The sequence below is a fragment of the Endozoicomonas sp. 8E genome, assembly GCF_032883915.1.
Taxonomy (GTDB): Bacteria; Pseudomonadota; Gammaproteobacteria; order Pseudomonadales; family Endozoicomonadaceae; genus Endozoicomonas_A.
Map to the genome: position 1 here is coordinate 6,360,644 of NZ_CP120717.1, position 23,510 is coordinate 6,384,153.

Annotated in this window: 27 protein-coding genes, 1 other RNA gene and 1 pseudogene; 17 read left to right on the plus strand and 12 right to left on the minus strand. The window is 46.8% G+C overall.

The annotated features are described in order from the left end of the window. Positions 1-32 precede the first annotated feature (32 nt). From P6910_RS26945 to P6910_RS22180, 4 genes and pseudogenes are all read left to right on the plus strand, one after another. Positions 33-645, plus strand: a pseudogene (locus P6910_RS26945) (mannose-1-phosphate guanylyltransferase). Then, positions 614-730, plus strand: coding sequence for a hypothetical protein (locus P6910_RS26950; RefSeq protein WP_410493849.1), 117 nt, complete (start codon positions 614-616; stop codon positions 728-730). The pseudogene P6910_RS26945 and the gene P6910_RS26950 overlap by 32 nt, the downstream one beginning before the upstream one ends. A gap of 153 nt (positions 731-883) precedes the next feature. Continuing rightward, positions 884-1,183 carry a DUF4160 domain-containing protein gene (locus P6910_RS22175; protein WP_317143428.1) on the plus strand — a complete coding sequence of 100 codons (300 nt, stop codon included), beginning with the start codon at positions 884-886 and terminating at the stop codon, positions 1,181-1,183. Then, positions 1,176-1,439 (plus strand): DUF2442 domain-containing protein, encoded by a 264-nt coding sequence (locus P6910_RS22180; RefSeq protein ID WP_317143429.1) that lies wholly within the window; start codon positions 1,176-1,178, stop codon positions 1,437-1,439. The genes P6910_RS22175 and P6910_RS22180 overlap by 8 nt, the downstream gene beginning before the upstream one ends. A gap of 85 nt (positions 1,440-1,524) precedes the next feature. On the opposite strand, the gene P6910_RS22185 is transcribed toward P6910_RS22180, so the two are convergent. Further along, on the minus strand, positions 1,525-1,743 hold the full coding sequence (locus tag P6910_RS22185) for a hypothetical protein (RefSeq protein WP_317143430.1): 219 nt from the start codon (positions 1,741-1,743) through the stop codon (positions 1,525-1,527). A 708-nt stretch (positions 1,744-2,451) separates the two neighbouring features. Between P6910_RS22185 and P6910_RS22190 the strand changes: the two genes are divergently transcribed. Both P6910_RS22190 and nadS read left to right on the plus strand, forming a co-directional pair. Beyond that, positions 2,452-3,936 (plus strand): mannose-1-phosphate guanylyltransferase/mannose-6-phosphate isomerase, encoded by a 1,485-nt coding sequence (locus P6910_RS22190; protein ID WP_317143431.1) that lies wholly within the window; start codon positions 2,452-2,454, stop codon positions 3,934-3,936. A gap of 546 nt (positions 3,937-4,482) precedes the next feature. After that, on the plus strand, positions 4,483-4,779 hold the full coding sequence (nadS, locus tag P6910_RS22195; RefSeq protein ID WP_317143432.1) for a NadS family protein: 297 nt from the start codon (positions 4,483-4,485) through the stop codon (positions 4,777-4,779). Positions 4,780-4,892: 113 nt separating this feature from the next. Here nadS and P6910_RS22200 read toward each other — a convergent pair whose 3' ends face one another. Both P6910_RS22200 and P6910_RS22205 read right to left on the minus strand, forming a co-directional pair. Then, complete coding sequence (locus tag P6910_RS22200) at positions 4,893-5,141, minus strand: AbrB/MazE/SpoVT family DNA-binding domain-containing protein (RefSeq protein WP_317143433.1); 249 nt, start codon at positions 5,139-5,141, stop codon at positions 4,893-4,895. Positions 5,142-5,335: 194 nt separating this feature from the next. Next, positions 5,336-5,485, minus strand: coding sequence for a hypothetical protein (locus P6910_RS22205; RefSeq protein ID WP_317143434.1), 150 nt, complete (start codon positions 5,483-5,485; stop codon positions 5,336-5,338). Here P6910_RS22205 and P6910_RS22210 point away from each other — a divergent pair. Next, complete coding sequence (locus P6910_RS22210; protein WP_317143435.1) at positions 5,484-5,813, plus strand: type II toxin-antitoxin system RnlB family antitoxin; 330 nt, start codon at positions 5,484-5,486, stop codon at positions 5,811-5,813. The genes P6910_RS22205 and P6910_RS22210 overlap by 2 nt on opposite strands. Positions 5,814-5,835: 22 nt before the next feature. Here P6910_RS22210 and P6910_RS22215 read toward each other — a convergent pair whose 3' ends face one another. Next, complete coding sequence (locus P6910_RS22215; RefSeq protein ID WP_317143436.1) at positions 5,836-6,252, minus strand: hypothetical protein; 417 nt, start codon at positions 6,250-6,252, stop codon at positions 5,836-5,838. A 444-nt stretch (positions 6,253-6,696) separates the two neighbouring features. Here P6910_RS22215 and P6910_RS22220 point away from each other — a divergent pair, with 444 nt between their 5' ends. Continuing rightward, entirely contained in the window at positions 6,697-7,833 is a 1,137-nt protein-coding gene (locus P6910_RS22220; RefSeq protein WP_317143437.1) for an ISAs1 family transposase, read from the plus strand. Here the strand turns inward: P6910_RS22220 and P6910_RS22225 are convergent. Next, positions 7,828-7,950, minus strand: a complete 123-nt coding sequence (locus P6910_RS22225; RefSeq protein WP_317143438.1) for a hypothetical protein — start codon at positions 7,948-7,950, stop codon at positions 7,828-7,830. The genes P6910_RS22220 and P6910_RS22225 overlap by 6 nt on opposite strands. Positions 7,951-8,031: 81 nt before the next feature. Between P6910_RS22225 and P6910_RS22230 the strand changes: the two genes are divergently transcribed. Further along, entirely contained in the window at positions 8,032-8,190 is a 159-nt protein-coding gene (locus P6910_RS22230; RefSeq protein WP_317143439.1) for a hypothetical protein, read from the plus strand. A 54-nt stretch (positions 8,191-8,244) separates the two neighbouring features. On the opposite strand, the gene P6910_RS22235 is transcribed toward P6910_RS22230, so the two are convergent. Together P6910_RS22235 and P6910_RS22240 are read right to left on the minus strand one after the other, a co-directional pair. Beyond that, positions 8,245-8,568, minus strand: coding sequence for a transcriptional regulator (locus P6910_RS22235; protein ID WP_317143440.1), 324 nt, complete (start codon positions 8,566-8,568; stop codon positions 8,245-8,247). Positions 8,569-8,610: 42 nt separating this feature from the next. Next, entirely contained in the window at positions 8,611-8,934 is a 324-nt protein-coding gene (locus P6910_RS22240; protein WP_317143441.1) for a type II toxin-antitoxin system RelE/ParE family toxin, read from the minus strand. Between the two features lie 104 nt (positions 8,935-9,038). Between P6910_RS22240 and P6910_RS22245 the strand changes: the two genes are divergently transcribed. From P6910_RS22245 to P6910_RS22260, 4 genes are all read left to right on the plus strand, one after another. Then, entirely contained in the window at positions 9,039-10,421 is a 1,383-nt protein-coding gene (locus P6910_RS22245) for a phosphomannomutase CpsG (protein WP_317143442.1), read from the plus strand. Positions 10,422-10,504: 83 nt separating this feature from the next. Then, positions 10,505-10,882, plus strand: coding sequence for a VanZ family protein (locus tag P6910_RS22250; RefSeq protein WP_317143443.1), 378 nt, complete (start codon positions 10,505-10,507; stop codon positions 10,880-10,882). Between the two features lie 11 nt (positions 10,883-10,893). Next, entirely contained in the window at positions 10,894-12,264 is a 1,371-nt protein-coding gene (locus tag P6910_RS22255) for an undecaprenyl-phosphate glucose phosphotransferase (protein ID WP_317143444.1), read from the plus strand. Positions 12,265-12,338: 74 nt separating this feature from the next. Next, the gene (locus tag P6910_RS22260) at positions 12,339-13,757 is read left to right on the plus strand and encodes an O-antigen ligase family protein (protein WP_317143445.1); all 1,419 of its coding nucleotides are present in this window, start codon (positions 12,339-12,341) and stop codon (positions 13,755-13,757) included. A 17-nt stretch (positions 13,758-13,774) separates the two neighbouring features. Here the strand turns inward: P6910_RS22260 and P6910_RS22265 are convergent, their stop codons facing one another. Beyond that, positions 13,775-14,356: an ATP-dependent zinc protease gene (locus P6910_RS22265; RefSeq protein ID WP_317143446.1), complete on the minus strand. Its 582-nt coding sequence runs from the start codon at positions 14,354-14,356 to the stop codon at positions 13,775-13,777. A gap of 300 nt (positions 14,357-14,656) precedes the next feature. Between P6910_RS22265 and P6910_RS22270 the strand changes: the two genes are divergently transcribed. The 4 genes from P6910_RS22270 to ssrA all read left to right on the plus strand — a co-directional run bounded on the left by P6910_RS22270 (position 14,657) and on the right by ssrA (position 17,337). Further along, a complete protein-coding gene (locus tag P6910_RS22270; RefSeq protein WP_317143447.1) occupies positions 14,657-15,415 on the plus strand; it encodes a tyrosine-protein phosphatase in 759 nt (252 codons plus the stop codon). After that, a complete protein-coding gene (locus tag P6910_RS22275; RefSeq protein ID WP_317143448.1) occupies positions 15,408-16,025 on the plus strand; it encodes a hypothetical protein in 618 nt (205 codons plus the stop codon). Before P6910_RS22270 ends, P6910_RS22275 begins: the two co-directional genes overlap by 8 nt. A 64-nt stretch (positions 16,026-16,089) precedes the next feature. Then, the gene (galU, locus tag P6910_RS22280; protein ID WP_317143449.1) at positions 16,090-16,917 is read left to right on the plus strand and encodes a UTP--glucose-1-phosphate uridylyltransferase GalU; all 828 of its coding nucleotides are present in this window, start codon (positions 16,090-16,092) and stop codon (positions 16,915-16,917) included. Positions 16,918-16,972: 55 nt separating this feature from the next. After that, positions 16,973-17,337, plus strand: a transfer-messenger RNA (tmRNA) gene (gene ssrA, locus P6910_RS22285). Between the two features lie 212 nt (positions 17,338-17,549). On the opposite strand, the gene P6910_RS22290 is transcribed toward ssrA, so the two are convergent. From P6910_RS22290 to P6910_RS22305, 4 genes are all read right to left on the minus strand, one after another. Continuing rightward, on the minus strand, positions 17,550-18,029 hold the full coding sequence (locus tag P6910_RS22290) for a hypothetical protein (protein ID WP_317143450.1): 480 nt from the start codon (positions 18,027-18,029) through the stop codon (positions 17,550-17,552). 92 nt (positions 18,030-18,121) lie between these two features. After that, entirely contained in the window at positions 18,122-19,654 is a 1,533-nt protein-coding gene (locus P6910_RS22295; RefSeq protein WP_317143451.1) for a hypothetical protein, read from the minus strand. Between the two features lie 305 nt (positions 19,655-19,959). Then, positions 19,960-21,522 carry a hypothetical protein gene (locus P6910_RS22300; RefSeq protein WP_317143452.1) on the minus strand — a complete coding sequence of 521 codons (1,563 nt, stop codon included), beginning with the start codon at positions 21,520-21,522 and terminating at the stop codon, positions 19,960-19,962. A 433-nt stretch (positions 21,523-21,955) separates the two neighbouring features. Next, positions 21,956-23,446 (minus strand): hypothetical protein, encoded by a 1,491-nt coding sequence (locus P6910_RS22305; protein WP_317143453.1) that lies wholly within the window; start codon positions 23,444-23,446, stop codon positions 21,956-21,958. Positions 23,447-23,510: the final 64 nt, after the last annotated feature.

A 23,510-nucleotide genomic window follows, 5' to 3' on the forward strand; every position in this document is an offset into this window, starting at 1 on the left:
TAAAAAAGCTTATGAACTTAACCCCCATAATCATGTCCGGCGGCACCGGCAGCCGCCTCTGGCCCCAGTCCCGCTCTCTATACCCAAAGCAGTTCCTGCCACTGGTAAACGGACAAACCATGTTGCAGAACACACTTTCCCGGCTTGATGGGTTGGATTCGGTATCTGATCCGTTAGTGATTGCCAATGAAGAACACCGCTTCCTGGTAGCAGAACAAGTCCGCCAGATGGGACGGTGATTCGGCCATTATTCTTGAACCTGTCGGTAAAAACACGGCACCTGCCGTCGCTCTGGCAGCCCTGAAAGCTCAATCCCTGTCTGAAGAGAAAGACCCATTACTGCTGGTATTGGCTGCGGACCATGTGATTCAGAATGTTCAGGCTTTTCATCAGGCGATTGAAGCTGCATTACCTGCGGCAAGCGACGGCAAGCTGGTGACCTTTGGTATCGTGCCTACCCATCCGGAAACCGGGTATGGCTATATTAAGGCCAGTAAAACGTTAACCGGGAATAGTGGACAGGTTTCGCCGGTAGACAGTTTTGTGGAAAAGCCAGATTTAGAAACGGCTCAGAGCTATCTTGCTTCCGGTGACTATTATTCCCATTGGTGTCGTGCATCGACTGGAAAACCCCGGCAAGTTTGACCTTGAGTTGATTGAGGTGCAGAGCGGGGGGTATTTGGGGGAGGATGATATTGTGCGGTTTGAGGATACGTACGGTAGGGTGTGATGAGTCGTGGGTGAATGCCGCCACCCGCTGCCCGCCTCACGTTAATCACAAGCGTTTTGTTCTTTTGGTAAGCGGGCACAGGGCAGCGTTCTTGGCATTAACTATTCCCTCATAACCCAAAGTTAATGGTATAGACTGTATCTGCGGTGTTGAATGCAAAATAATTCACTCAACGGGAATACCGCGATGCCAGTGATATCAAGTTTTTTTGGGATTTATATCAGGATGTACCACGCCGATCATGCGCCACCGCATATTCATGCCGAGTATCAGGGGCATGAGGCGCTGGTAGAAATATCCACAGGCTATATTCTGGAAGGTCGCCTACCCAAAAAAGCTGCAAAGCTTGTTGGTGACTGGTGTTTGTTGCATCAGGCTGAGTTGACAGACAATTGGCAAAGGGCAATGGATCTCCAACCACTTGGGCGTATAGCAGGAGCTGATAATGATTAAAATTGTTCAGGCTGTTTATCAGACAAGGCTGGAAATAAAGCTTCGCTTTTCTGATGGCAGCTTTGGTGTTATGGATTTTAGTGAAATGTTGTCACATAAAACCAGCCTTACCCTGGCTTTAGAGGATGGCGTTTTTTTTCAGCGCTTCTTTATCGAGCTGGGTGCTCTTTGTTGGCCTAATGGCCTGGAGTTCAGTGCGGGCAGCCTTTATAAAAGGCTGGAAGAATCCGGTAAACTGGTTAAGCCAGCTGCATAGGTATTATCCTCTAAATAAGTTGCCTATGGGGCAAATAAGTTTTTAAGACTGAAACAAAGTGAGCTTTTGCCGTCAGGCCCCCGGTTCAAGGCTCCCACGGGTTTAATAGTTTCACCCCTGTCTGTTCGAAGTCCCTGATGTTCCGGGTAACGAGGGTCATTTGGTGAATGATCGCGGTGGCGGCAATCATTTCGACACGCTCAGATTTTGGGTTTGGAACATGAAGCTGGGCGCAGGTCCGGGCAATTGGGGTATCCAGCACTATAATGCGCCCTTCAAAGGCTGGTAGCATTCGCTGGTTCATCCAGGCTCTGAGCGTTTCGCCCTGCTGCGGGTCTTTCCTCTCTTTTTACAGGATGCCCATTTCTATTTCCAATACGCTGACGACCGAAAGTTAGAGTTCATTCGGTGCCACGGACCTGGCCCATTGACCTACTGAGGTGCTGCATTTGCGTAGCTCCGAGACAACGTTGGTATCAAGCAGGTACATCAGGAAAAATCTACCGGTTTCAGAAAGTTGTCTTTTAAAGGCTCTGCTACCAGATCGACATCCTTCGCTTCGGGCATAGCCAGCAGTTCAAGAATATTGGCAGCATTGCGGGTGATCTCTTTATAGTGATCAATATTGAGCAGGACGTGAGTAACGGTCCCTAACTCCCTATTGCGCTGAAGATTTGAGTCTTAATCCTGTGTTGGCGATCGTCGCCTTGTCTTAAGGCTCAAATCTCCATGCTTATCATGGGAGTTAGAAAGCACGATTGGCATAATATGCAGTAATGTGGCTACATTGTTTGTGGTTTTCAAAGTTTATGAATCAAGTTTTTGTTGCCGGGCACCAGGGCTGGTAGGGACAATTATTGTGTGGCAGCTGGAGGGTGAGGCGTTACTGAGCTGATTACCCGGAGTCAGCATCGGGATTACCGATGGTTTACCACTGATGAGCTGTTGACTTCTGAGCAAGTGTATTAAGACACCAAAGATTATTTTTTAAAAAAACTGCACCTTAAAAATTATGAATTTAATACCCATAATCATGTCCGGCGGCTCCGGCAGCCGCCTCTGGCCCCAGTCCCGTTCTTTATACCCAAAGCAGTTTCTGCCGCTGGTCAATGAACAGACCATGCTGCAAAACACATTGAGCCGGTTGGATGGGCTAAACTCTGTTTCCGCTCCAATGGTGATTGCCAATGAAGAGCACCGCTTCCTGGTAGCAGAGCAGTTTCGCCAGATGAATCGCAAAGCCTCTGCAATTATTCTGGAGCCAGTGGGGCGGAATACTGCACCTGCTGTTGCCTTGGCTGCTTTAAAAGCCAAGACCCTCTCCGAAGATGAAGAACCGCTGTTATTGGTATTGGCTGCGGATCATGTGATCAATGATGTCAATGCTTTTCATCAGGCTGTTGAGGCTGCGTTGCCTGCGGCTCTTGATGGCAAGCTGGTCACTTTCGGGATTGTGCCTGGTCATCCGGAAACAGGGTACGGTTATATAAAAGCCTTGAACGACAGTGAGACAAAGGCACAAGGCTTTTCTTCTGATGAGCAAAAAGAAACCTTTGAGCCTTCGAGCCTTTCTGCTGAAAAAATAATGCCTGTGGAGCAGTTTGTAGAGAAACCAGATCTGGAAACGGCACAGGGTTATCTGGCTTCAGGTGACTATTACTGGAACTCCGGCATGTTCCTGTTCAAAGCCTCGCGCTATCTGGAGGAATTGAACAAGTTCCGTCCGGATATTCTGGAAGCCTGCCAGAAAGCCATGGAAGTACAAACTGCTGATCTGGACTTCGTCCGTTTGGATGAATTGGCCTTTAAAGCCTGCCCGGAGGAGTCCATAGATTACGCCGTGATGGAAAAAACCACCGATGCAGTGGTGGTTCCCTTGGATGCAGGCTGGTCTGATGTTGGCTCCTGGTCATCGCTGGCAGATATTTCTGAAAAAGATGAGGTTGGAAACTCCACTCTGGGTGATGTTCTGCTTCATGATACCCGTAACACTTACGTGCGCAGTGAGAAAAAACTGATTGCCACCTTGGGCGTCGATGATCTGGTGATCACCGAAAGCGACGACGCCATTCTGGTTGCCCATAAAAACCGGGTGCAGGATGTTAAAAAGATTGTTGAACAGCTAAAGGCAGCTAACCGGTCTGAAGCTAAATTACACCGTAAGGTTTATCGCCCCTGGGGTGCCTATGACTCGATTGATATGGGCGACCGCTTTCAGGTTAAGCGCATTACTGTTAAGCCGGGGGCACAGCTTTCTTTACAGATGCACCATCACCGGGCCGAACACTGGATTGTTGTGAAAGGCACAGCGCTGGTCACCAATGGCGATCAGGAAATTCTGCTGACTGAAAACCAATCGACTTATATTCCGATTGGTGTCGTGCATCGACTGGAAAACCCCGGCAAGTTTGACCTTGAGTTGATTGAGGTGCAGAGCGGTGGGTATCTGGGTGAGGATGATATTGTGCGGTTTGAGGATACGTACGGTAGGGCTTGATTGACGCCGCCCGCTGCCTGAAAAAGCACAGCTCTTATCTTTTATGGGGAGCGGGAGGCGAGCAGCACATTAACTGTTCATTTTAACCGCTTTGGTGATTACCGGTCGTATTTCGATATAACGGTGTCCAGGCTGGAGTACGATTTGCTTATTTCCCTGATGCCTTGATGTTTCACAATTTTCAGAAATCCTACATTGTGGTACATTGATTACTACAAAATGGGATTAAATATGGAATTTGTAGAAGCCAGCATATTTACCAGAATCATCACCTAGTTCATGTCTGATGATGAGTATCGATCCATGCAAAAAGCCTTGATCGCACAGCCTGATCTTGGCTTATCAAAGGTACTCGGGGGCTCCGGAAGTTCCGCTGTCCGCTGGAAGTCGGGTGACTCGGGAAAGCGAGGATATGTGCGAACGATCTATTACTGGCAGGTCAGTGAGAAACCTTCTACATGCTGTATGCCTACACCAAAAACCGACAAAAAGACTTAACAAGTGCCGAGAGAAAGTTACTGTCAGAACTAGCGAGGGAGTTTTGCAATGAGTGACCATGAATTTAACTTTGATGAATTGGTGGAGAGCGTCAGGGAAGCGATCGACATTAACAAAGGTATTAAGAAACCTTCACGGTCGTTCAAATATGAAGAGATTGACGTCTTTGCTATCAGAAAGGCAACGCACCTTTCACAGGAGAAGTTTGCCGCCCTCCTTGGGGTAAGCATCAAGACAGTACAGAGTTGGGAACAAAAGGTGAGAAAACCGCTCGGGCCAGCCAGATCGCTACTTATTATGTTTCGCAACAACCCTGCCCAGGCAATGGCTTTGCTTCATCAATGAGAACGCGAGATAGACCTGTTAACGAAGGACTCTCGAAAAAGAAAAAAGATTTTATGCAGGCTGTTCAATGTGTTGCGAGCCATAACGCAACAGCACATTGGTAGCCACAGCAATCATTGTTTGTCCCGGAATTTTCTGGCGGCTTTGTCTTTGATGACTTTTTTGGTGTTCTCTAGCGTCAGGGGCAGATGGGGATCAGCGGATAATTTGATGATACCAGAGAGATCATCGGAGTTCATTTTTACCAAATGTGCCACACCGTCGCGCTCGAAAGCCTGTATAAAGTCGCCTGGTTTTAGCCCGAGCTTTTGGCAGATGCTTTGAGGAATAGTCACTTGCCTCTTGGCCGTTAATTTATGCACATCGCACCTCTTTATGTATCTCTTTATGTATTTCTACGTTGCAATAGTAATACTATCTGTAGGCACAGATTGTACACAGCGCAAGTGTTACCGCTACCCGCTGCCCGAAAAGCGGAAAATGATCTTGACCAGCCAAACTTCGCTGTTTCTGTTGGACGCGTCAATCAGGATGCATGCATCAAGGTATACTCGTTTCACTGGTTGATCTCCGAACGGTTATCTTCCAGTAATGCTTCAAATTCCTCAGGCTCCAGAGAAGGCTGGAAGCGATCAAATATCTCATCAATACTTGGCCTTACTTTTTTGTCAGGTACCTGCAGGATGATTTCTCCAGTAGGAGTCATGGATATCATTACCATTGAACCTTTTTTAAAAGAATTGAGTGCTGAGCTTAAGTCTATTGATCATTGTGGCGTTGTCGTATTTGACCTTTTGGTTTTTAATGGACGGTCTGATGACCGTTTTTCCACATTACTTTTTAATGGAAAGAGCTTCGACGGAGCATCGTTTAAAATCCTGTCTGATATTGACCAAAATATAATAAATAAACTGGATGATTACTTTCGTACTCATCCGGTTTTACCGAAAAAGAGTGTTTTGTCTTTTTCATTGCTCAAAAATTTCCTAAAAGAAAACCTAAAGAAAAATTCTGGGACAAAGTTTTCTTTTTGAAATTCATTAGCCGTTTAAAATTTTAGCCGGGGAGTCGGGATAGTATGATTTTTAACGTTCCTTTGATTTCCCCAACATCTTCCTTGAGGACTTTGACATCTTCCTTGAGGACTTTGACATCTTCCTTGAGGACTTTGACATCTTCCTTTAAGACTGTGACATCTTCCTTTAAGACTGTGACATCTTCCTTTAAGGCTGTGACATCTTCCTTTAAGACTGTGACATCTTCCTTTAAGGCTGTGACATCTTCCTTTAAGACTGTGACATCTTCCTTTAAGACTGTGACATCCGATTTCAATGCAGCAATTTCTTTATCTTGATGATCAAACCTCCGGAGCATTTCGCCACGGGTATTGCTGGCGTAATTGACCATACCCGTCAGGGTGTCTCGGATATGGTCAAGTTCTCTGTCGGACGGTCGTTGATTGTTCAAGTTCATGCTGTACTCCTGACAGGTGGGTGAGGGATCAGCATAGCACACAAAAAGAAATTGGCATTTTGATGAGTTAGTGAATTTTTCCCTTGACTGGCCGGGTTTAAAAACCCTGGGAATGGCGCTGTCATCGCAAGAAATTGAAGGTGAGCTGGTAAACCTGGATGGTGACTGCACTTGCTACTGCATCAGTTCTGCAGAGTTAACGTCCGAGCAATTAGTTTACCAGCAGCACTTATTCCCAATTCAATCATGACTGGTCATCCAGTCTGTCTAGAATTTTCAGAGCTACCTTTGGATTGTCTGATTCTGCTCTGGTCAGGTAACGGTTACCCATATTGGCAGGGAAAAATCATGAAAACCCCTGAAATTATTGACCCGTAGCTTATATTTATTTTCTTCTTAATACGTCTATGGCCTTATACCTGCACATCAGGATAAGGCCTCAGCATGAGTGCTCACGATTTGATTTCACAACTCTCTATCATCAGTGACCCACGCCAAGCATGGAAAGTCGGTCACAAGCTAACAGACATCCTTTTTCTGACCATCTGTGCTGTCATTGCTGGCGCAGAAGGCTGGGGTGAAATCGAAGACTTTGGTCATGAACGGCTGGACTGGCTTAAGCAGTACGGTGACTTTGAAGAAGGCGTTCCTTCTAATGACACCATAGCGCGAGTCGTGAGTACCATTAGCCCAAAGCGATTCCAGAAGTGCTTTATTGACTGGATGAATGCCTGTCATAACGTCTCTCAAGGAGACGTTATAGCCATCGACGGCAAGACGCTCAGACGTTCTTACGATAAAGGTAAAAAACGCGGCGCGATTCATAGGGTTAGTGCTTTTTCTGCGGCCAATAACGTGGTGCTTGGGCAACTTAAAACAGAAGAGAAATCTAATGAAATAACCGCCATCCCCGAACTCCTGAAGCTCTTGGAAATAAAGGGCTGTCTGGTGACACTCGATGCCATGGGATGTCAGCGAGATATAGCCCGGGCCATAGTCGAAAAGGGGGCTGACTATCTGCTGGCGGTCAAGGGCAATCAGGGCAAGCTTGAAAAGGCCTTCGATCATCACTTCTCTTTGGAGAAGCTGAACCAATGGCAAGGTGATAGCTATATGACCCGAGAAACAGGTCATGGCCGCACAGAAAGCCGGATGTATTTTGTCAGTGATATCTTCGATGAGTTTGTGAATTTTTCGTTCGACTGGCCGGGTTTAAAAACCTTGGGAATAGCACTGTCATCGAGAGAAATTGAGGGTGAGCTGGTGAGCTTGGATGATGTCTACATTCGCTACTACATCAGCTCTGCAGAGCTAACGGCTGAGCAATTGGGTAAGGCCAGCCGGGAGCATTGGCACATCGAGAATAAGCTTCACTGGAAACTCGATGTTGCGATGAGAGAAGACGAGTGTCGCATTCGAAGAAATGACGGAGCAGAAATTTTAGCAGGCTTTAGACATATTGCAGTCAATCTGATGAACAACACGAAAACCTTCAAAGCAGGTCTGAAGAGAAAACAAAAGAAGGCCGCTATGAGTACACGCTATCTGGCTGAAGTCCTTGCTGGGCAGGTACTTTCATGATTTTGCCGTGATTCGACGGGTTTCCAGGCCGGGACGCTGAGCGCTGGACCAGTCAATATGTTCATCAATGCTGTCGTGGCCCTCATCAAAGGCCTGGTCAAATTCTTTGGCTTTCATAAGCGGCTATCTCTTTGGATCTTGAGCAACGTATTGAAATAATTGAGGTTTTATCTTTACTGGCGTAAATACGGCAGTCCAGTGCTTCCCGGCGTATTTGGCAATGAACAGGAAACCAGCGACATTAGGGTCACGGCCAACCAAAACCCGAAAGACTACAACGGTATGAAGCTGGTGCGGGAAGAGAGCAAGCCGATTTCCGGGGATACCGGGTTGCGGAAGACGGGTAGCGTTCATTAACTATTTCCGACTCACTCGAAATCGCCCATCCAGTCTGACCAGAACTTTCAGAGCTTATGGCTGAGGCACGATCTGAACCTGCAATGAAACCTGCATTTTTTCTCGCAGTGCAGAAAATATATCTGCCAGATTATCCATACTGGGGTTTCCTTTGCCCGATAACATTCGATGAAGGCTTTTGCCGGATTTTTGGGTAGTATTCGCCAGCTGCTCGAAACCGATCGTGGCATTTACCAGATCCCTTAGAACCATTCGGGCGGCATCGGGCTCACCGTTAAGGAACAGGGTTGCGGCTTCGTCCAGAAGGGCACAGGCAAAATCAGGATCTCGTTCTGCCCTGGCCTGTATTGTCTGTTTGAAATCCCGTGTTAATGGCATAGAAATGTTCTCCATGGTTTGTCGCTTATACCAGCATTAAAGCTAGTTTGTTTTTCTTGCCCGATAATCGGACCAATGTTCTTTTGCCCGAGCGATATCTCTGCGTTGTGATGATTTATCGCCACCACCCAGCAACAGGATGATTTTTTCTCCATCTCGAGCCAGGTAAATGCGTAATCCGGGACCCCAGTGGATACGGTACTCGCCAATGCCATCAAACCATTTGATGGCAGAGATATTACCCAGTTCCATCCTGACTTTCGCGGTTGCAACTTTGGCTGCGGCCTGCGCAGGTAGTTGGTCAAACCACTGCTGGTAAGGGCTTTTGCCGTCTTGTTGCAGGTATTCCTGAACAGTCATTTTCATATTTATGGTAACCTATATGTTACTTTTGACAAGTGGCATTTATTGTGATGTCAACGTAGTCAATAAATCAGCTGGTTGCCGGAGTTTTATTATTAGGATTTACAATGAACAAACTCTCTTGTTTCAAGGCCTACGATATCCGTGGCCGCATGCCTGATGAATTGAATGAAGCTATCGCCTGGCGGATTGGCCGGGCAACAGCGGAATATTTAAAGCCCAAAACGATGGTGGTGGGGGGCGATATTCGCTTGTCTACGCCTGAGTTAAAAGCTGCCCTGAGCGAGGGTCTTCGGGCTGGCGGGGCGGATGTGATTGATATCGGCCTGTGTGGCACCGAAGAGGTTTATTTCGCTACTTCGCACCTGAAGGCAGATGGCGGCATTATGGTCACGGCCAGCCATAACCCGAAAGACTACAACGGTATGAAGCTGGTGCGGGAAGAGAGCAAGCCGATTTCCGGAGATACCGGGTTGCGTGAAATTCAGCGGTTGGCTGAAGAGGTTTTTGTTGAACCACAAAGGCACAAAGACACAGAACTTTCTTTTGGTTCTTATCGGCAGATCAGCAACCTTGCTCCCTATGTCGATCACATTCTGGGGTATATCAAACCGGATGAGCTAAAGCCTCTGAAACTGGTGGTCAATGCCGGTAATGGCGCTGCCGGGCATGTGATCGATGCCATTGAGGAACGGTTTAAGGCATCTGCTGTGCCGGTGGAGTTTGTGAAGATTCATCATGAGCCGGATGGTCACTTTCCCCATGGCATTCCTAACCCGTTGTTACACGACTGTCGACAGGCAACGGTGGATGCGGTACTTGAGCACAAGGCCGATATGGGCATTGCCTGGGATGGGGATTTTGACCGTTGCTTCCTGTTTGATGAAAAAGGCCAGTTTATTGAGGGGTATTATATTGTCGGGCTATTGGGCGAGGCGTTCCTGGCTCACTATCCCGGTGCCAAAATTATCCATGACCCCCGATTGACCTGGAATACTATTGATCAGGTTGCCAGTGCCGGTGGTGTGCCAGTGTTGTGTAAAACCGGCCATGCTTTTATCAAGGAACGGATGCGGGAAGAAGATGCCGCCTATGGTGGCGAGATGAGTGCGCACCATTATTTCCGTGACTTTGCCTACTGTGATTCCGGGATGATTCCGTGGCTACTGGTGGCGGAGTTGATGTCCCATAAAGGCAAGAAGCTTTCTGAACTGGTGGCCGAGCGGATTGCCCTGTTTCCATCCTCTGGTGAGATCAACAGTACATTGGATAATCCACAAACGGCTATTGATCGCACTCTGGCTATTTATGAAAAGGATGCGGTAGCGGTGGACCATACCGATGGTATCTCTCTGGACATGGGTGATTGGCGATTTAACTTGCGCCTTTCCAACACTGAGCCGGTGATACGGCTGAATGTCGAGAGCCGGGGGGATGTGGCGCTAATGGAAGAAAAAACATCTGAACTGTTGAGTTTGATTCGGCAGTGATTTTTTTGGACACGGAGGCACGGAGTTTTTCTTTTTAAAAAAGCTTCTCTCCCTGCCTTTATCGCCAATAAACAGAGTTGTGAATGGTACGGATTATAGCGGCTGGCTGGCTGACCTTTGTGGTGATTCTTTCCGTCAGTAAGAGTCTGGGCTATGGCAAATGGGCCTGGGGCAGTATTGAGCATTTTCTGGGCGGCAACTTGCAGATGCATTTTGTCATGGCGTTTATCCTCTCTGCATTGGCACATCTGGCCAGCTCACGATTCTGGCACCGTGGCTGGTTGCTAATGCTATTGATTACCGGCTGTGCACTGGATGAAAGTGTTCAGTTTTTTTTCCCCTTGCGGAATTTTAACCTGCTGGATTTTCTCGTAACCTGTGTCGGGTTGTTGCTAGCTGCTTTGCCGTTTATGGTCGCGCAGTGGAGAATTCTGAAGAAGAGTTATACTCCAAAAAGATAGAGTCTATGTAAATGCCTACCTCGTTGTTATCGGGCCGCTCCCGGCTGCCTCTTTTTTCTCTGGTGATTATGGACATAGCCATCGCACTTGGTTGTGCTGAGCTGTCCGAATATATCCGTTTTGGGAATCATGCCACCCATTATGTGAATGTAATGGCCATACAGGCCCTTTTAGTCGTGGTTTTTTCGTTTTTGTGTGAGGTCTACTCGCCGTGGCGAGGGCGTAAACTCATTGAACGGCTCAGCAGAGTTTTTGCTGCTTGGCTTCTGTCGTTTATGACGTTGTTTGCCATTTTGGTATTGACCAAAACCTCTGCGCAGTATTCCCGAATCTGGTTATTGATCTGGGGGGTGGGAGGCATTTTCATGGCGCTGCTGACCCGCTTTGTTCTCTATCGTATATTGATGTCGATTCGACGGCGCGGTCGCAATACCCGGCATGTGCTGGTGATTGGCGAAGGCCGTAACTTTGAGGCAATGCGCGCCTATTTTTCTAAAGACAACAGCTTGGGTTTCCGTTTGCAACATGTGATTGAGCATCACAATAATGAGCAGGCACTGGCAGAGCTTCAACAATACCTTGCTGAAAATAAAAGCTTTGATGAGTGCTGGCTTTGTATTCCCTTTAACAAAAACTCTCTTCTTCAGCCGGTGCTGTTTACCCTGCGCCACAGTACCGCCAATATTCGTTACATGCCAGGGCTGCAGGATCTGCCGCTGTTAAACCATAGCATTACTAAAGTCGGTGATTTTCTTACCCTGGATATCAGTTGCTCCCCCATGGACAACAGTAACGCTTTTATTAAACGGGTGTCTGATATTCTGTTTGCTAGCCTGATTCTGCTGTTGATATCACCGGTGATGATCGGTGTCGCCATTGCCGTGAAGCTCTCGTCAACGGGGCCAGTGTTTTTCAGGCAATACCGTCACGGTGCTTCTGGCAAGCAGGTGAAGGTGTATAAGTTTCGCAGTATGAAGGTACATAAGGAAGGCGAAGGTAAAGTAACCCAGGCCACCAAAGGTGATCCTCGGGTAACTAAAGTAGGTACTTTTATTCGACGTACCAGCTTGGATGAGCTGCCTCAGTTTATTAATGTGCTGCAGGGGCGGATGTCCATTGTTGGTCCAAGGCCCCATGCACTGGCTCATAATGAATATTACAAAGATCTGGTGGAATCCTATATGAAGCGCCATAAAGTGAAGCCGGGTATTACCGGGTTGGCCCAGGTGCGCGGCTTCAGGGGTGAGACCGATACACTGGATAAGATGCAGCGACGGGTGGAATGTGATCTGGAATACATCAACAACTGGTCGCTGTGGTTGGATATCAGGATTATCATCGGTACGGTGTTTAAAGGGTTTATGAACCCTAACGCCTATTGATTTGATGCTGCTCGCCTCAGGCTGCTCGAAGCAGATAAGACAGAGGCTTTTACAGGCAGCGGATTTAAATAAACATGAAACAAGCTCTTTTCTTATCGTTGCTGGCGGTGATGCTCTGGCTGCCCTTACCCGAAGGCAGCAAGCCCGAGTGGGCGATGGGGGTTTTGATGATGCTGGTCTTAGGGCTGGCGTTGTTTTGGTTACTCGGTTATGCCCTGAATCGGCTGCCGCTGACTGTTGTTTTTCAGAAAGCCCGCTGGTTTCATGTTGGGTTTATTCTGATCACCAGCTGGCTGTTTATACAACAAACACCGCTACCGGCTGATTGGGTAAAAACGATTTCCCCCCATGCGTGGGATGTTCATTCTCAGGCCTACCTGGCATTGGAATTGCCTCTGCCTGAGTTGCTCCCACTCTCTATTGACCCTTTTGCCACCCTGGTTACGGCCTTGCTGACAATGGCTTATTACCTGCTGTTTTGCCTGTGTCTTCTGCTGATTGACCGGCCTGAGAAACTGAAAATCTTTGCCTGGGTGCTGGTAATATCCGGTATTTTTCAAGCAGTGTTTGGTTCGTTAACTACGCTTTCAGGTCTGGAGGTTTTGCTGTTCCGGGATAAGCCCTCTTACTTCGGTGTCGCCACTGGTACCTTTGTGAACCGTAACAGCTTTGCCGGTTTTCTGGAGATGACCCTGGCTGCAGGTATGGGGTTGCTGATTGCCCAGCTTAATGAGCGACCTTCCCAAAGTTGGCAGGAATGGCTGCACCGCACCCTGAAAACCCTGATGAGTAATAAGGTGATCCTCCGCACCGGCTTGGCCATCATGGTGATTGGTCTGGTGCTCTCGCGCTCACGTATGGGAAATACTGCGTTTTTCACAAGCCTGATGGTGACCGGCTTTTTGTACGTCATCTGTCGAAAACAGCTGAGCCGGAGTATGATGTTGCTGTTTGTCAGTTTACTGGTGATCGACACCGCTATTGTCAGCCAATGGTTTGGCCTGGAGAAGGTGGTGGAGCGTCTTGAGCAGACTTCGCTGGAACGGGAGACCCGTCCTAATGTCTCCGAAGTGACATTGAATGCCATTGGCGATTATGGCCTGACCGGCTCCGGTGGCGGCTCCTTCTATACGACACTACCTTCTTATCACGATGGTAGCTGGAGGGGGTATTATGACTTGGCCCACAATGATTTTCTGCAGTTTCCCCTGGAGTTTGGTTTGCTCGCTTATGCCATTCTGGCGCTGATGGTGCTCACTGCGGCCTGGCATGCCATTGTGGCCATGCGCAAGCGTCGTAACCGGCTGATGATCGGTATGGGCTTTACTGCCTTTATGGGCATTCTGGCCATTATGATTCACTCATCTGTGGATTTTAATCTGCAAATCCCTTCTAACTCGGCATATTTTGTCTGCATGATGGCGCTGGCATTGCTGGCGCGGTATTTGCCGACGGTTGGCAAAACACGTCGGCAAAAGATCTGTGGTGAATAGCCTTTCAGCCACTGATTTCAGTGGCCGAAAGCAATACCTCCGGCTGACTGACAGCTATCCAGAAGATACTGTTGTGAGGTATCAATCACCGCCAGGTCATCCAGCGTATTCCGGCCAAGCAGAATACTCTGGGGAAATTTGGAACGTGAGGTAAGGCTGAATTCGGTGGTGGTTTTTATATTGCCCAGTTCAATAGTGGCTTCAATGACTGGCCGTCGTTGTGGTTTCCCGGAATGGGTTAGTACACGAATAAACCGTTTAACGGGTTTGAGCAGGGTCACCTCCCGACCATAACCGCCCCGTTCCGTCAGGATCTTGAACCTTACCCAGTCTGAACCATTGACTGAGGTTTCGAAATTAATATCCCTGGCATCCATAGAGGATGTGGTGGAACCGGAGTCAATCAGTGCGGGAAGTTGGGTATCAAACTGATGGTCAATGCGAGTCACGGTTTCCAGATGGCCCACCAGGTAACGGTTGCCAACATTGCACTGTTGAGACGTGCTGGCCGAAAGGGGCTGAGACAGTGGCGGGAATAACAGCATCAGAGTCAGTAAAAGAAAACCAGCTGCATAGCGCAGCCTGAGAGAATACAACATATCTTCCTCCATGAAGGTACTACTTCTTTTAACCTTTCCCTAAGTGTATTCATGGAGGATGGTGTTGCCGGATGGTGCTGACCAGAGGCATTAAATGGCGATATACCCAATTATCCCGATGGTTGCTCAGGGTCAGGGCGTCAGGAGTTCAGCACTGCGAACGGGCTTATCGGGTTTCTGGTGAATGAGCTTTGTGAAAACGTCAATATCACGGCGAAAATCATGAACAAGCGTTTACTGACTAATGCCACCATTCTTTCACCAAAAACTTTATGCCTTTGTGGTGAATAGCTTTTTCACATGATCGATATTCATAACCATATTATCCCCGCCATTGATGATGGCCCGGACACTCTGGAGCAGTCCCTGGAACTGCTGCGTATAGCCGAAGCCAATAATATCCAGCGGTTAGTCTGTACGCCCCATATGCACCCCGGCCGTTACGATAACGATATCACCACCATTGCTCCTGCCTTTGATGCACTGGTGGGCTTCGCCCTTGAAGCAGGCGTAGGTATTCAACTGGCCATGGGCGCCGAAGTGCGCTTCAGTGATGAGCTGATGTTTCAATTGCGTAATGAGCGTATTCCGGTGATCGGCAAGTGGGAGGGCAACGACTGTCTGTTGCTGGAGATGCCGCACCAGAATATTCCCATGGGCATTGAAGAGATGCTTGAGTGGCTGGCCCGGCAGCATGTGAGGGTAGTGATTGCTCACCCGGAACGTAATAAAGAATTGATGGCCTACCCGGAGCGGATCTTCCCCCTGGTGGAGAGGGGCGCTTTGTTGCAGGTGACCGCGGGATGCATTCCCGGTTTTTTTGGTGAAAAGGCGCAGACCACAGCCCGCTGGCTGCTGGATCATGAACTGGTGCAATTTGTGGCTTCTGATGCTCATAACAGCAAACATCGACCACCCGCGATGAAGGCTGCTGCAGAGGTGTTGGATGACTGGTACGGTAAAGAGCTTCGGGATCAGTGGACGCTGATCAATCCGGACTTGTTGACCTTGTCGCTCTTTGGTGGCCAATCACTCTTAAAGGTTGGACGTGATGTTTAAGCGATGGTTGATGGTTTTTCCAGCGGTAGTTCTGCTGGTAACCGCCTTGAATACTTCATGGAATCTGGTGCAGTCGCAGATATGGCGCTCCCAGACAGAGAATTTTCTGGATCATTGGGCTGCTAAAACGAAAGAAGATGCCGACTTCTCGGTGGATAAAGAAGAGTGGCAGCTCACTCTGGACGGTGCTGATAAGGCGTTAGCCAATATGCCTGGCTCACCAGACTTGCTGGTGATGCGTGCCAAAGTATTGGATCGGAGAGTACAAGTGAGCTGGTCAAACCATGATTCTGGAGAGTTGTCAGAACTTGACGCCTGGCAACAATCCATTCTGTCAAGACCCGGCTGGCCTTATAGCTGGAGCAGCTATGCCCAGGCTCGTTCACAGCGATCATTAATTGACTCGTCGTTTGAGCAGGCATTGGTTCGCGCTGACCAACTGGGTCCATGGGAACAATACGTGATGGAAAATGCCAGCATTCTTGGCAGATATTATCACGGATGGTTGACTGAGCCGACTCAGCAGATGCTTAATAGCAGTCATCAGCGGCTGGTAACGCTTTATCCTCATCGGGCTAAACAGATAGAACAGATATACCCACTGCCTTAAAAAGTATTAGCCACTTTCCCCAAAGGGCATAAACAGCCCTTAAACCACCCAAGTACAATTGATTATGCTGAAAAAATGTCTTTTCCCTGCTGCCGGTTACGGTACGCGCTTTCTGCCTGCCACAAAGAGTATGCCCAAAGAGATGATGCCGGTGGTCTCCAAACCGCTGATTGAATACGGTGTAGAAGAATCCCTGCAAGCTGGGTTATCGGACATCTGTATGGTGACTGGTCGCGGTAAGCGGGCATTGGAGGATCACTTCGATACCAATTACGAGCTGGAGCACCAGATCGCGGGTTCAGATAAAGAAACATTGTTGACCAATATTCGACAGTTGATCGACAGCTGTACTTTCTCGTATACCCGACAGCGAGAGATGAAAGGTCTCGGCCACGCCATTCTCTGTGGTGAAACATTAATTGGCAAGCAGCCCTTTGGTGTGGTCCTGGCCGATGATCTGTGTATTAACGCCGATGGGCCTGGTGTACTGGCACAAATGGCACAGCTCTACAAACAGTTCCGTTGCTCAATTGTTGCGGTAATGGAAGTGCCGGAAGATGAAGTCCATAAATACGGTGTCATTGCCGGACAGGCTATTTCTGATGACCTGATTCGTGTAGAAAATATGGTGGAAAAACCTGCCAGAGAAGAGGCTCCCAGTAATCTGGCCATTATTGGGCGCTATATTCTCACTCCGGACATTTTCGACCTGATCAGAGATACCCAACCGGGCAAGGGAGGTGAAATCCAGATTACCGATGCACTGATGACCCAGGCTCAGCTTGGCTGTGTGCTGGCTTATAAATTCAAGGGCAGACGGTTTGATTGCGGCAGTATTGAAGGTTTCATCGAAGCCACCAACTATTGCTACGATAAGCTTTACGCTCATTAATAATAAGTGGTTGACTTTGAATCCACTTTTTGAATAATAAGCCTCAGGTTTCTCCGGGGGCGATCTGGATTCGACGACGGTTACGAAACCTTAGGTGCATGTCGAGAATGTAGTGATTCTCGTAAATCAAAACACTACAACCTTTTAGTTGCTAACGAAGACAACTTCCAAGGAGCTCTGGCAGCTTAAAACCTGCCTACTCCCGGTCACTCTGACTTGCCTGTTGGCTGGAAATGACCGCTACTGAAAACAGGATCGCCTTGATGTCTGCCTGGGGCTGACAGGTTAAACTTTTCAGGATCGCGCAGTGTCACCCTGACCGTTGGGTCGTTCTGCGTTAACCTAAAAACGGAATCTAAACATGTAGAGCCGAAGGCGGAGAATCGGCGGACGCGGGTTCAATTCCCGCCGCCTCCACCAACGTATAAACAGCCCTAATGAGCTCTTGGTAGCCGTTAGGGCTTTTTATTAACCCTCAAATTTACTATCAAACATCCTCAAACCTACTCTATCGCGAACAACTTGCCCCATACTCCAGTCCATCTTCAATATCAAACTGCTAAAAAGCCTGCGCTTGCTTGGTATCGACATACCTGACCCCGTTAGAGCCATCAATCTCGAACCACTTCAACTCACCGGGACTGGCGATCAAAACTGACCCAGACTTTAATCTTGTTGCTATCGGTATTATCAATCCACAATAATCCATATGGATCTGCGTCTTCATAGACACTGGCACTGGGATCCTGACCAAGTTTTTTCTCCCACCAAAGTTGTGCCACTCTCTCAGTATGTTCCACGCTTTTCACCACGAAGAGCTGGGTAGCAGCCGACATTTCGCTACAAAAACTCGTTTCAAGGTAATGAATATTCATGGTTTGAGCGTTTTCATATCCCGGAACCGTCTGCACAGAACGAGGCAAGACAAAGTCAACACATACGCCCGATGAGTCCCACTCTGCCGTAACTGTGTAGTGGTCCGAATCGGTCCCGATTTTCTGTAAGAATTCTATCTGTTTCACACCGTCGGAGAGAACATTCTGAGAGCACAAAGAGAACACAACCCCTAAAAATGCGAGTTTAAAGGCCTGGCTGGTATTTTGCCTCAACATAATGGAACCTCTCGCTGTATCATGACGGTTTACATTCTAGAATACTCAGGCATTAATGCTAATCACCAGCAGTAAACACCGCCCACACTGATTTATTTTTCCTGCCCCGGGGGGGGCATATCCAGCAGATCAATATTCATTTTCATCCACAGCAGGGTAGCAGCCAGGTTCACTTTGTTATGGCAGGTTCTATCATTGACGGACAAAAAGCCCCGAGTTTCATCAATCACCTGATTTACCTCCTTCTGGCGTTCCTTAGGAAATTTTTCCAGTAACCGCTTCAGATTCTGCTGTCCTTGTGTCAGATGTGCAAACCTCGGAGGAAACTGACGCAACTGATACAACTTAACCAAATCCGGTTCCAGCCCCGATTCCTTCCAGGTGCTAAGCGCCATAACAATAAAGGAGTCCAGATCTTCCATATCAAAGGCAGGTTGGTCTGCTGTTTCGATAAAGTCCTTACTCACCCCATTGATTACTAATTGTCCCAATTGTTTAGTCCCCTCCAGATACATAATTTGCAAAAAAAAGTTCAACATATTTTCTTTAGCAAGGGGTTCTTTGTCCGCATAATATCCGTTTTGAGCCAACATGGGAGATTCCAACAATGTTTCCAGATCATGCAACATAAATGACTCACAGCCAAAGGCACTGACTTGACGTCGAGGCAAAAAGAAAAACCGGGAATCAGTAAAGCCATGATATTTTATCGCCAGCGTTAATGCTAAAGCGACAAAATGCGACATGGGTGAATGCGTTTGTTCCGGGCAATAGTGTTTAAAAGTACTTAGACTATCAACAACAAAAATCCGGTAATGGCCTTTACTATTTCTCCTGATAGAAAAAACAATAACGTGCCCCGTTTTATCCTGAAAAATATAGTTTTTTGGTTCTTCTGTTGCCATTAATGGCAGCTGGTTCAGAAACAACACAAACAGCTGGTGAAGACACTGATGCATGCCAAGATAAGTATGCATGAGTTTTATAATATTCAGACTGGCAGTACCCAAAAGTCTGTCAATTGACTCTTCACTGGACAGCTCTTCAGGTAATGCAAGCTCAGGAAGCATAGCTTTGGTAAATAGTCTTATTAATTTTTCTGGATATGTCTTGAACTCTGGATAGTCAAATAAAATATGGGTCATTTCACCTTTTTCCAGCTTTCCGGGAAAATAAAGCTGAAGTAGCCTCAGAATCGCTTTCCAACGGTATTCTCTGCTTTCCAGGGAGCCCTTTTCTTCTAAAAGTCCGGGATTTACCCGATACAATTCTTCCAATTCTGTATAAAAGTCATCAATATTTTTTTCCTGATTCATCGTTTTCAACGACTTTTTAGCGGCCTTTAGTATTGCTTTCAATTTTTCAAGATGCCTGACATGACTCTCGTCGTTACCGGAAGCCGATGCAGACGCTGCACCAGAGCCTGAGGGACCTGAAGAGCCTGCCCTGCCCTGCCCTTTATTCTGTTGTTTTTTACTTTGTCGCTCCTGCGACGGTGGCGGCGATTTACCGTCACTTTTAGTCTGTTCCTTGTTTTCATTACCACAACGGTTTAACTCAAATGGATAACCAGTGAACTCCGTTCCTTTATCCGGTTGCAGCCCATGCCCTTCAAACAAAGACAAACTGATTGCTGCACCTTTTTTAACTTTTTGAAGCAGCAACTGTGGAGCAATATTAGATTTTGGTAAACGAACGGGGTCAGATAAGAGAGAAGAAAGAATCGCATCAACACCACCACCGGAGACCAATGACGAAGCATAAGGAATTACAGCTTGGCTGCCAGCTGACAAAAAAATGCTGGCAAAAATAAAGACACAACACAGATTCTTCATTGTAGATAGCCAAGCTCAAATAGAAACAAAAACATCACACTGGAATATTCAGGAATTAGTACTAACCACCGACAGTGAATACTGAACTGACTGATCTATTTTTTCTGTCCGGGGCTGCACTTATCCAGTAAATCAATATTCATTTGCATCCACATCAGGGTAGCAGCCAGGTTCACGTTGTTATGGCAGGTTCCATCATTGACCGATAACAGACCTCGAGTCTGATCGATCACCTGATTCACCTCCTGTTGGCATTCTTCAGAAAAACCCTCCAGCAACCGTTTCAGACGATGCTGCCCCTGGGTCAGATATGCAAACCTCAGAGGAAACTGGCGCAACTGATACAGTTTAACCAAATCTGATTCCAGCCCCCATTCCTTCCAATTTCGGAGTGCTATCATAGCAAGGAATTCCAGATCATGTTTATCAAAGGCAGGCTTGTCTACTGTGTCGATAAAGTCCTTATCCTCCCCATTGATTACCAATCGTCCCAGTTGTTCGCTGCCCTCCAGATACATTATTTGCAAAAAAAACCTCAACATTTTCTCTTTAGTAAGAGGTTCTTTTTCCGAATAATAACCGTTATCAGCCAACATGGGGGATTTCAACAATGTTTCCAGATCGTGAAAAACGAATGACTCACAACCAAAGCGACTGACTTGACGTTGAGGAAAAAAGTAAAACCGGGAATCAGTAAAGCCGTGATATTTTATCGCCAGCGTTAATGCTAAAGCGACAAAATGCGGCAAGGGTGAATAAGTTTGTTCATCATTATAGTGCTTAAAAACATTCAGACTATCAGCGACAAAAACCCGATAATGTCCCTTGCTATTTCTCCTGATAGAAAAAACACTAATGTGGCCTGTTTTAACCTGAAAAATATAGTTTTTTGGCTCTTCAGCTGCCATTAATGGCAGCTCGGTTATAAATAACGCAACCAGCTGGTAAAGACACTGAGGGAAGCCAATATAAATATGCATGAGTTTTATGATATCCGTGCTGGCAGCATCCAAAACCCTGCCAACTAACTCATCGTCGGGCAGTTCTTCGGGTAACTCAAGATCAGGAAGCACTGCTTTGGCAAAAAATTTGATTAAATTTACTGGCAAAGACTTAAGCTTGGGATAGTCAAGTAGAACATGTGTCATTTCACCATCTTCCAGCTTTCCAGGAAAATAAAGCTGAAGTAAGCTTAGAATCGCTTTCCAACGGTATTGACTGTTCTCCAGAGAGCCTTTATCTTCCAGAATACCGGGGTTTACGGCATAGAATTTTTTCACTTCTTCAATAAAGTCATCAATATTTTTTTTCTGATCCATTGTTTTCAACGACTTTTCAGTGGCCTTAAGTATTTCTTTCAGTTTTTCAAGATATCTGGCATGACCCTCATCGTTTCCGGAAGCTAACGCTGCACCAGAACCAGAACCAGAGGAACCTGAACTGCCCTGCCCTTCACTGTGTTGTTTTTTGCTTTTTCGCTCCTGCTGTGGTGGTGGCGATTGACTGCCCGTTTTGGTCTGTTTCTTGTTTTCATTACCAAAACGGTTCAATTCGAATGGATAGGCAGAAAACACCGTTCCTTTATCTGGCTGTAATCCTCCCCATTCAAGGACAGGCGAACGGACTATCGAACCTTTTTTTCCCTTCTGTAACAGCAAAAACGGAACAACCTTAGACTCAGGTAAACGAATGGGGTCAGATAAGAAAGAGGAAAAAATCGCATCGACACCAGCACCGGAGACCAATGACGAAGCATAAGGAATTACAGCCTGGCTGCCAGCTGACCAAAAGATGCTGGCAAAAATAAAGACATGGCTCATATTCTTCATTGCTGATAACCAAGCTCAGATAAAGACAAAAACATCATACTAGACAAAAAACTCAGATTTGCCCGACTACCTGGTGACTTCTTTTTGTCTTAAGCAGATCACAAGCTCAATATATACGACATCAACTAACTAAAAACCGGGAATTCCGTCTATGTGACCTTTAGACGTATTTTCAGAACTGATTGAAGTTCAGGCAGATAATCACAAATACCCGCTACTCCATTTTGTGATAAATATTGCCGTTAAAACATGCCCAACGGAATCAATCTTTGACTACCTGACCAGTTGATTTTGCATACTCTTCAAATTCAGTTTTTGCAGATTGGTAGCCGGGAGCACCAGAAGCAAAGTAGAGTTCATCAAATAAATCATTTGTTTGAATATATGCAGATTCCCCCCATGTATATTCTTCTGAAAATCTTGTCTCGCTAACAGTTTGAGTTACAGTCAATAACACTTCACCCCTGTAATAGACATGATAATAAGTATCGCTAAAACCATCACAACATGAACAAAAATTATTCCCATCATGAACATCTTCACCTTTTGAAATATCGCAAGGTTGAAGATATTCAAGTAATTGAATGCCATTCTCGAATACCTGAATATTCGGGTTAGGTTTTTTTGCGCGATAGTGCTCATCGTTTTCAGTCAGGATTTTTTTTAACCTGTTCATATGCTTTATGATGCCTGGCACAGTTTTATGCACTTTTGAAGCGGTCAAAGAAGTGCTACGCCTACGCTTCGCTTGCGCGGTGATAGAAGAGGCGTCAACATGCTTATCTACTTCCTCAAACCTGCGCTTTCTTGACGCTTTCTCCCTTTTCTCTTTTTTCCTTTTCTCTTTTTTCCTTTTCTCCTTTTTCCGTTTCTCTTTTTTTCTTTTCTTAGCTTTGCTCTCTACTTTTGCAATAGTCTTATCTGCGCGTCGCTGAGAGCGTTGTGTTTCTGTCATCGCGCGATGACTATGGCTTGTCGAACTTTCCAGGGAATTCAGCGCCCCTTCATCCGACTCACTACTGTTGGATGATAGTCGGAATTTACAAAGGCCATAACAGGAAGCGACGTAGCAATTTAAACCAAAAGTATGCTGTTCTTGTTCAGGGTCTTCCTTTCCATCGTCAGAGTCGGACGACACTAGGTAAGTGAAATAGCCTGCAACACGGGTAGTTGTCCCTGAGCCTGAGGCTTGCTGACCGGATGATACTAACTGTGGGTTTTGTTGGTCAGTTTGTTGTTGGCTTTGTCCGGGTAGCATCAAACTGGTGATCTCAAACGAGTCATTATGACTTACCCCTAGCTGGCCCATTGGCTTAAACAGCAGTGAATCGGGGTTCCAATAGCTTTTTAAAAGCCAGCCGAAGGTGACAAACACTTCTGCAGCAGGTATCCACGAATAATGTTTGCCACTCAGAGCGGGGGCATTGGTGATCAGGATCAGTTGGAAAGCAACCAGCAGATTGGTGGCGAAAAGCAATCGCCATGAAATGGACTCAATAAAAGTCATTTTTAGCCAATAAACACCCTGCCTGCCTGGCTTGTCATCATGTGGCAAAGTTAATCCTGCACAGCCGTTTGTGTCAGCAAAGTCTGTCGGACTGCCCAGCAACGGATTGAAGTTGTACTTCACAGAAAAGCTCTGAGTGGTCGTTGTGTGCACGTTAACAAAATGTATTGTCAACGATTCTGCCCGGCAGATAATAGACAGCGGTAAAAGCAAGAACAGCAGTGTTGCAAAAAACGATTGTTTCATTATTGGACCTGTTCACTGTGACACTCCCCACCTTATCGAGGGTGTCGCAAAAGAGTGAGCGAGG

Coding starts and splice junctions, on each gene's coding strand:
- P6910_RS22175 (WP_317143428.1), top strand. CDS start 884: ATGCAAAATAATTCACTCAACGGGAATACCGCGATGCCAGTGATATCA.
- P6910_RS22180 (WP_317143429.1), top strand. CDS start 1,176: ATGATTAAAATTGTTCAGGCTGTTTATCAGACAAGGCTGGAAATAAAG.
- P6910_RS22185 (WP_317143430.1), bottom strand. CDS start 1,743: ATGAACCAGCGAATGCTACCAGCCTTTGAAGGGCGCATTATAGTGCTG.
- P6910_RS22190 (WP_317143431.1), top strand. CDS start 2,452: ATGAATTTAATACCCATAATCATGTCCGGCGGCTCCGGCAGCCGCCTC.
- nadS (WP_317143432.1), top strand. CDS start 4,483: ATGAGTGACCATGAATTTAACTTTGATGAATTGGTGGAGAGCGTCAGG.
- P6910_RS22210 (WP_317143435.1), top strand. CDS start 5,484: ATGGATATCATTACCATTGAACCTTTTTTAAAAGAATTGAGTGCTGAG.
- P6910_RS22205 (WP_317143434.1), bottom strand. CDS start 5,485: ATGACTCCTACTGGAGAAATCATCCTGCAGGTACCTGACAAAAAAGTA.
- P6910_RS22215 (WP_317143436.1), bottom strand. CDS start 6,252: ATGAACTTGAACAATCAACGACCGTCCGACAGAGAACTTGACCATATC.
- P6910_RS22220 (WP_317143437.1), top strand. CDS start 6,697: ATGAGTGCTCACGATTTGATTTCACAACTCTCTATCATCAGTGACCCA.
- P6910_RS22225 (WP_317143438.1), bottom strand. CDS start 7,950: ATGAAAGCCAAAGAATTTGACCAGGCCTTTGATGAGGGCCACGACAGC.
- P6910_RS22235 (WP_317143440.1), bottom strand. CDS start 8,568: ATGCCATTAACACGGGATTTCAAACAGACAATACAGGCCAGGGCAGAA.
- P6910_RS22240 (WP_317143441.1), bottom strand. CDS start 8,934: ATGAAAATGACTGTTCAGGAATACCTGCAACAAGACGGCAAAAGCCCT.
- P6910_RS22245 (WP_317143442.1), top strand. CDS start 9,039: ATGAACAAACTCTCTTGTTTCAAGGCCTACGATATCCGTGGCCGCATG.
- P6910_RS22250 (WP_317143443.1), top strand. CDS start 10,505: ATGGTACGGATTATAGCGGCTGGCTGGCTGACCTTTGTGGTGATTCTT.
- P6910_RS22255 (WP_317143444.1), top strand. CDS start 10,894: ATGCCTACCTCGTTGTTATCGGGCCGCTCCCGGCTGCCTCTTTTTTCT.
- P6910_RS22260 (WP_317143445.1), top strand. CDS start 12,339: ATGAAACAAGCTCTTTTCTTATCGTTGCTGGCGGTGATGCTCTGGCTG.
- P6910_RS22265 (WP_317143446.1), bottom strand. CDS start 14,356: ATGTTGTATTCTCTCAGGCTGCGCTATGCAGCTGGTTTTCTTTTACTG.
- P6910_RS22270 (WP_317143447.1), top strand. CDS start 14,657: ATGATCGATATTCATAACCATATTATCCCCGCCATTGATGATGGCCCG.
- P6910_RS22275 (WP_317143448.1), top strand. CDS start 15,408: ATGTTTAAGCGATGGTTGATGGTTTTTCCAGCGGTAGTTCTGCTGGTA.
- galU (WP_317143449.1), top strand. CDS start 16,090: ATGCTGAAAAAATGTCTTTTCCCTGCTGCCGGTTACGGTACGCGCTTT.
- P6910_RS22290 (WP_317143450.1), bottom strand. CDS start 18,029: ATGTTGAGGCAAAATACCAGCCAGGCCTTTAAACTCGCATTTTTAGGG.
- P6910_RS22305 (WP_317143453.1), bottom strand. CDS start 23,446: ATGAAACAATCGTTTTTTGCAACACTGCTGTTCTTGCTTTTACCGCTG.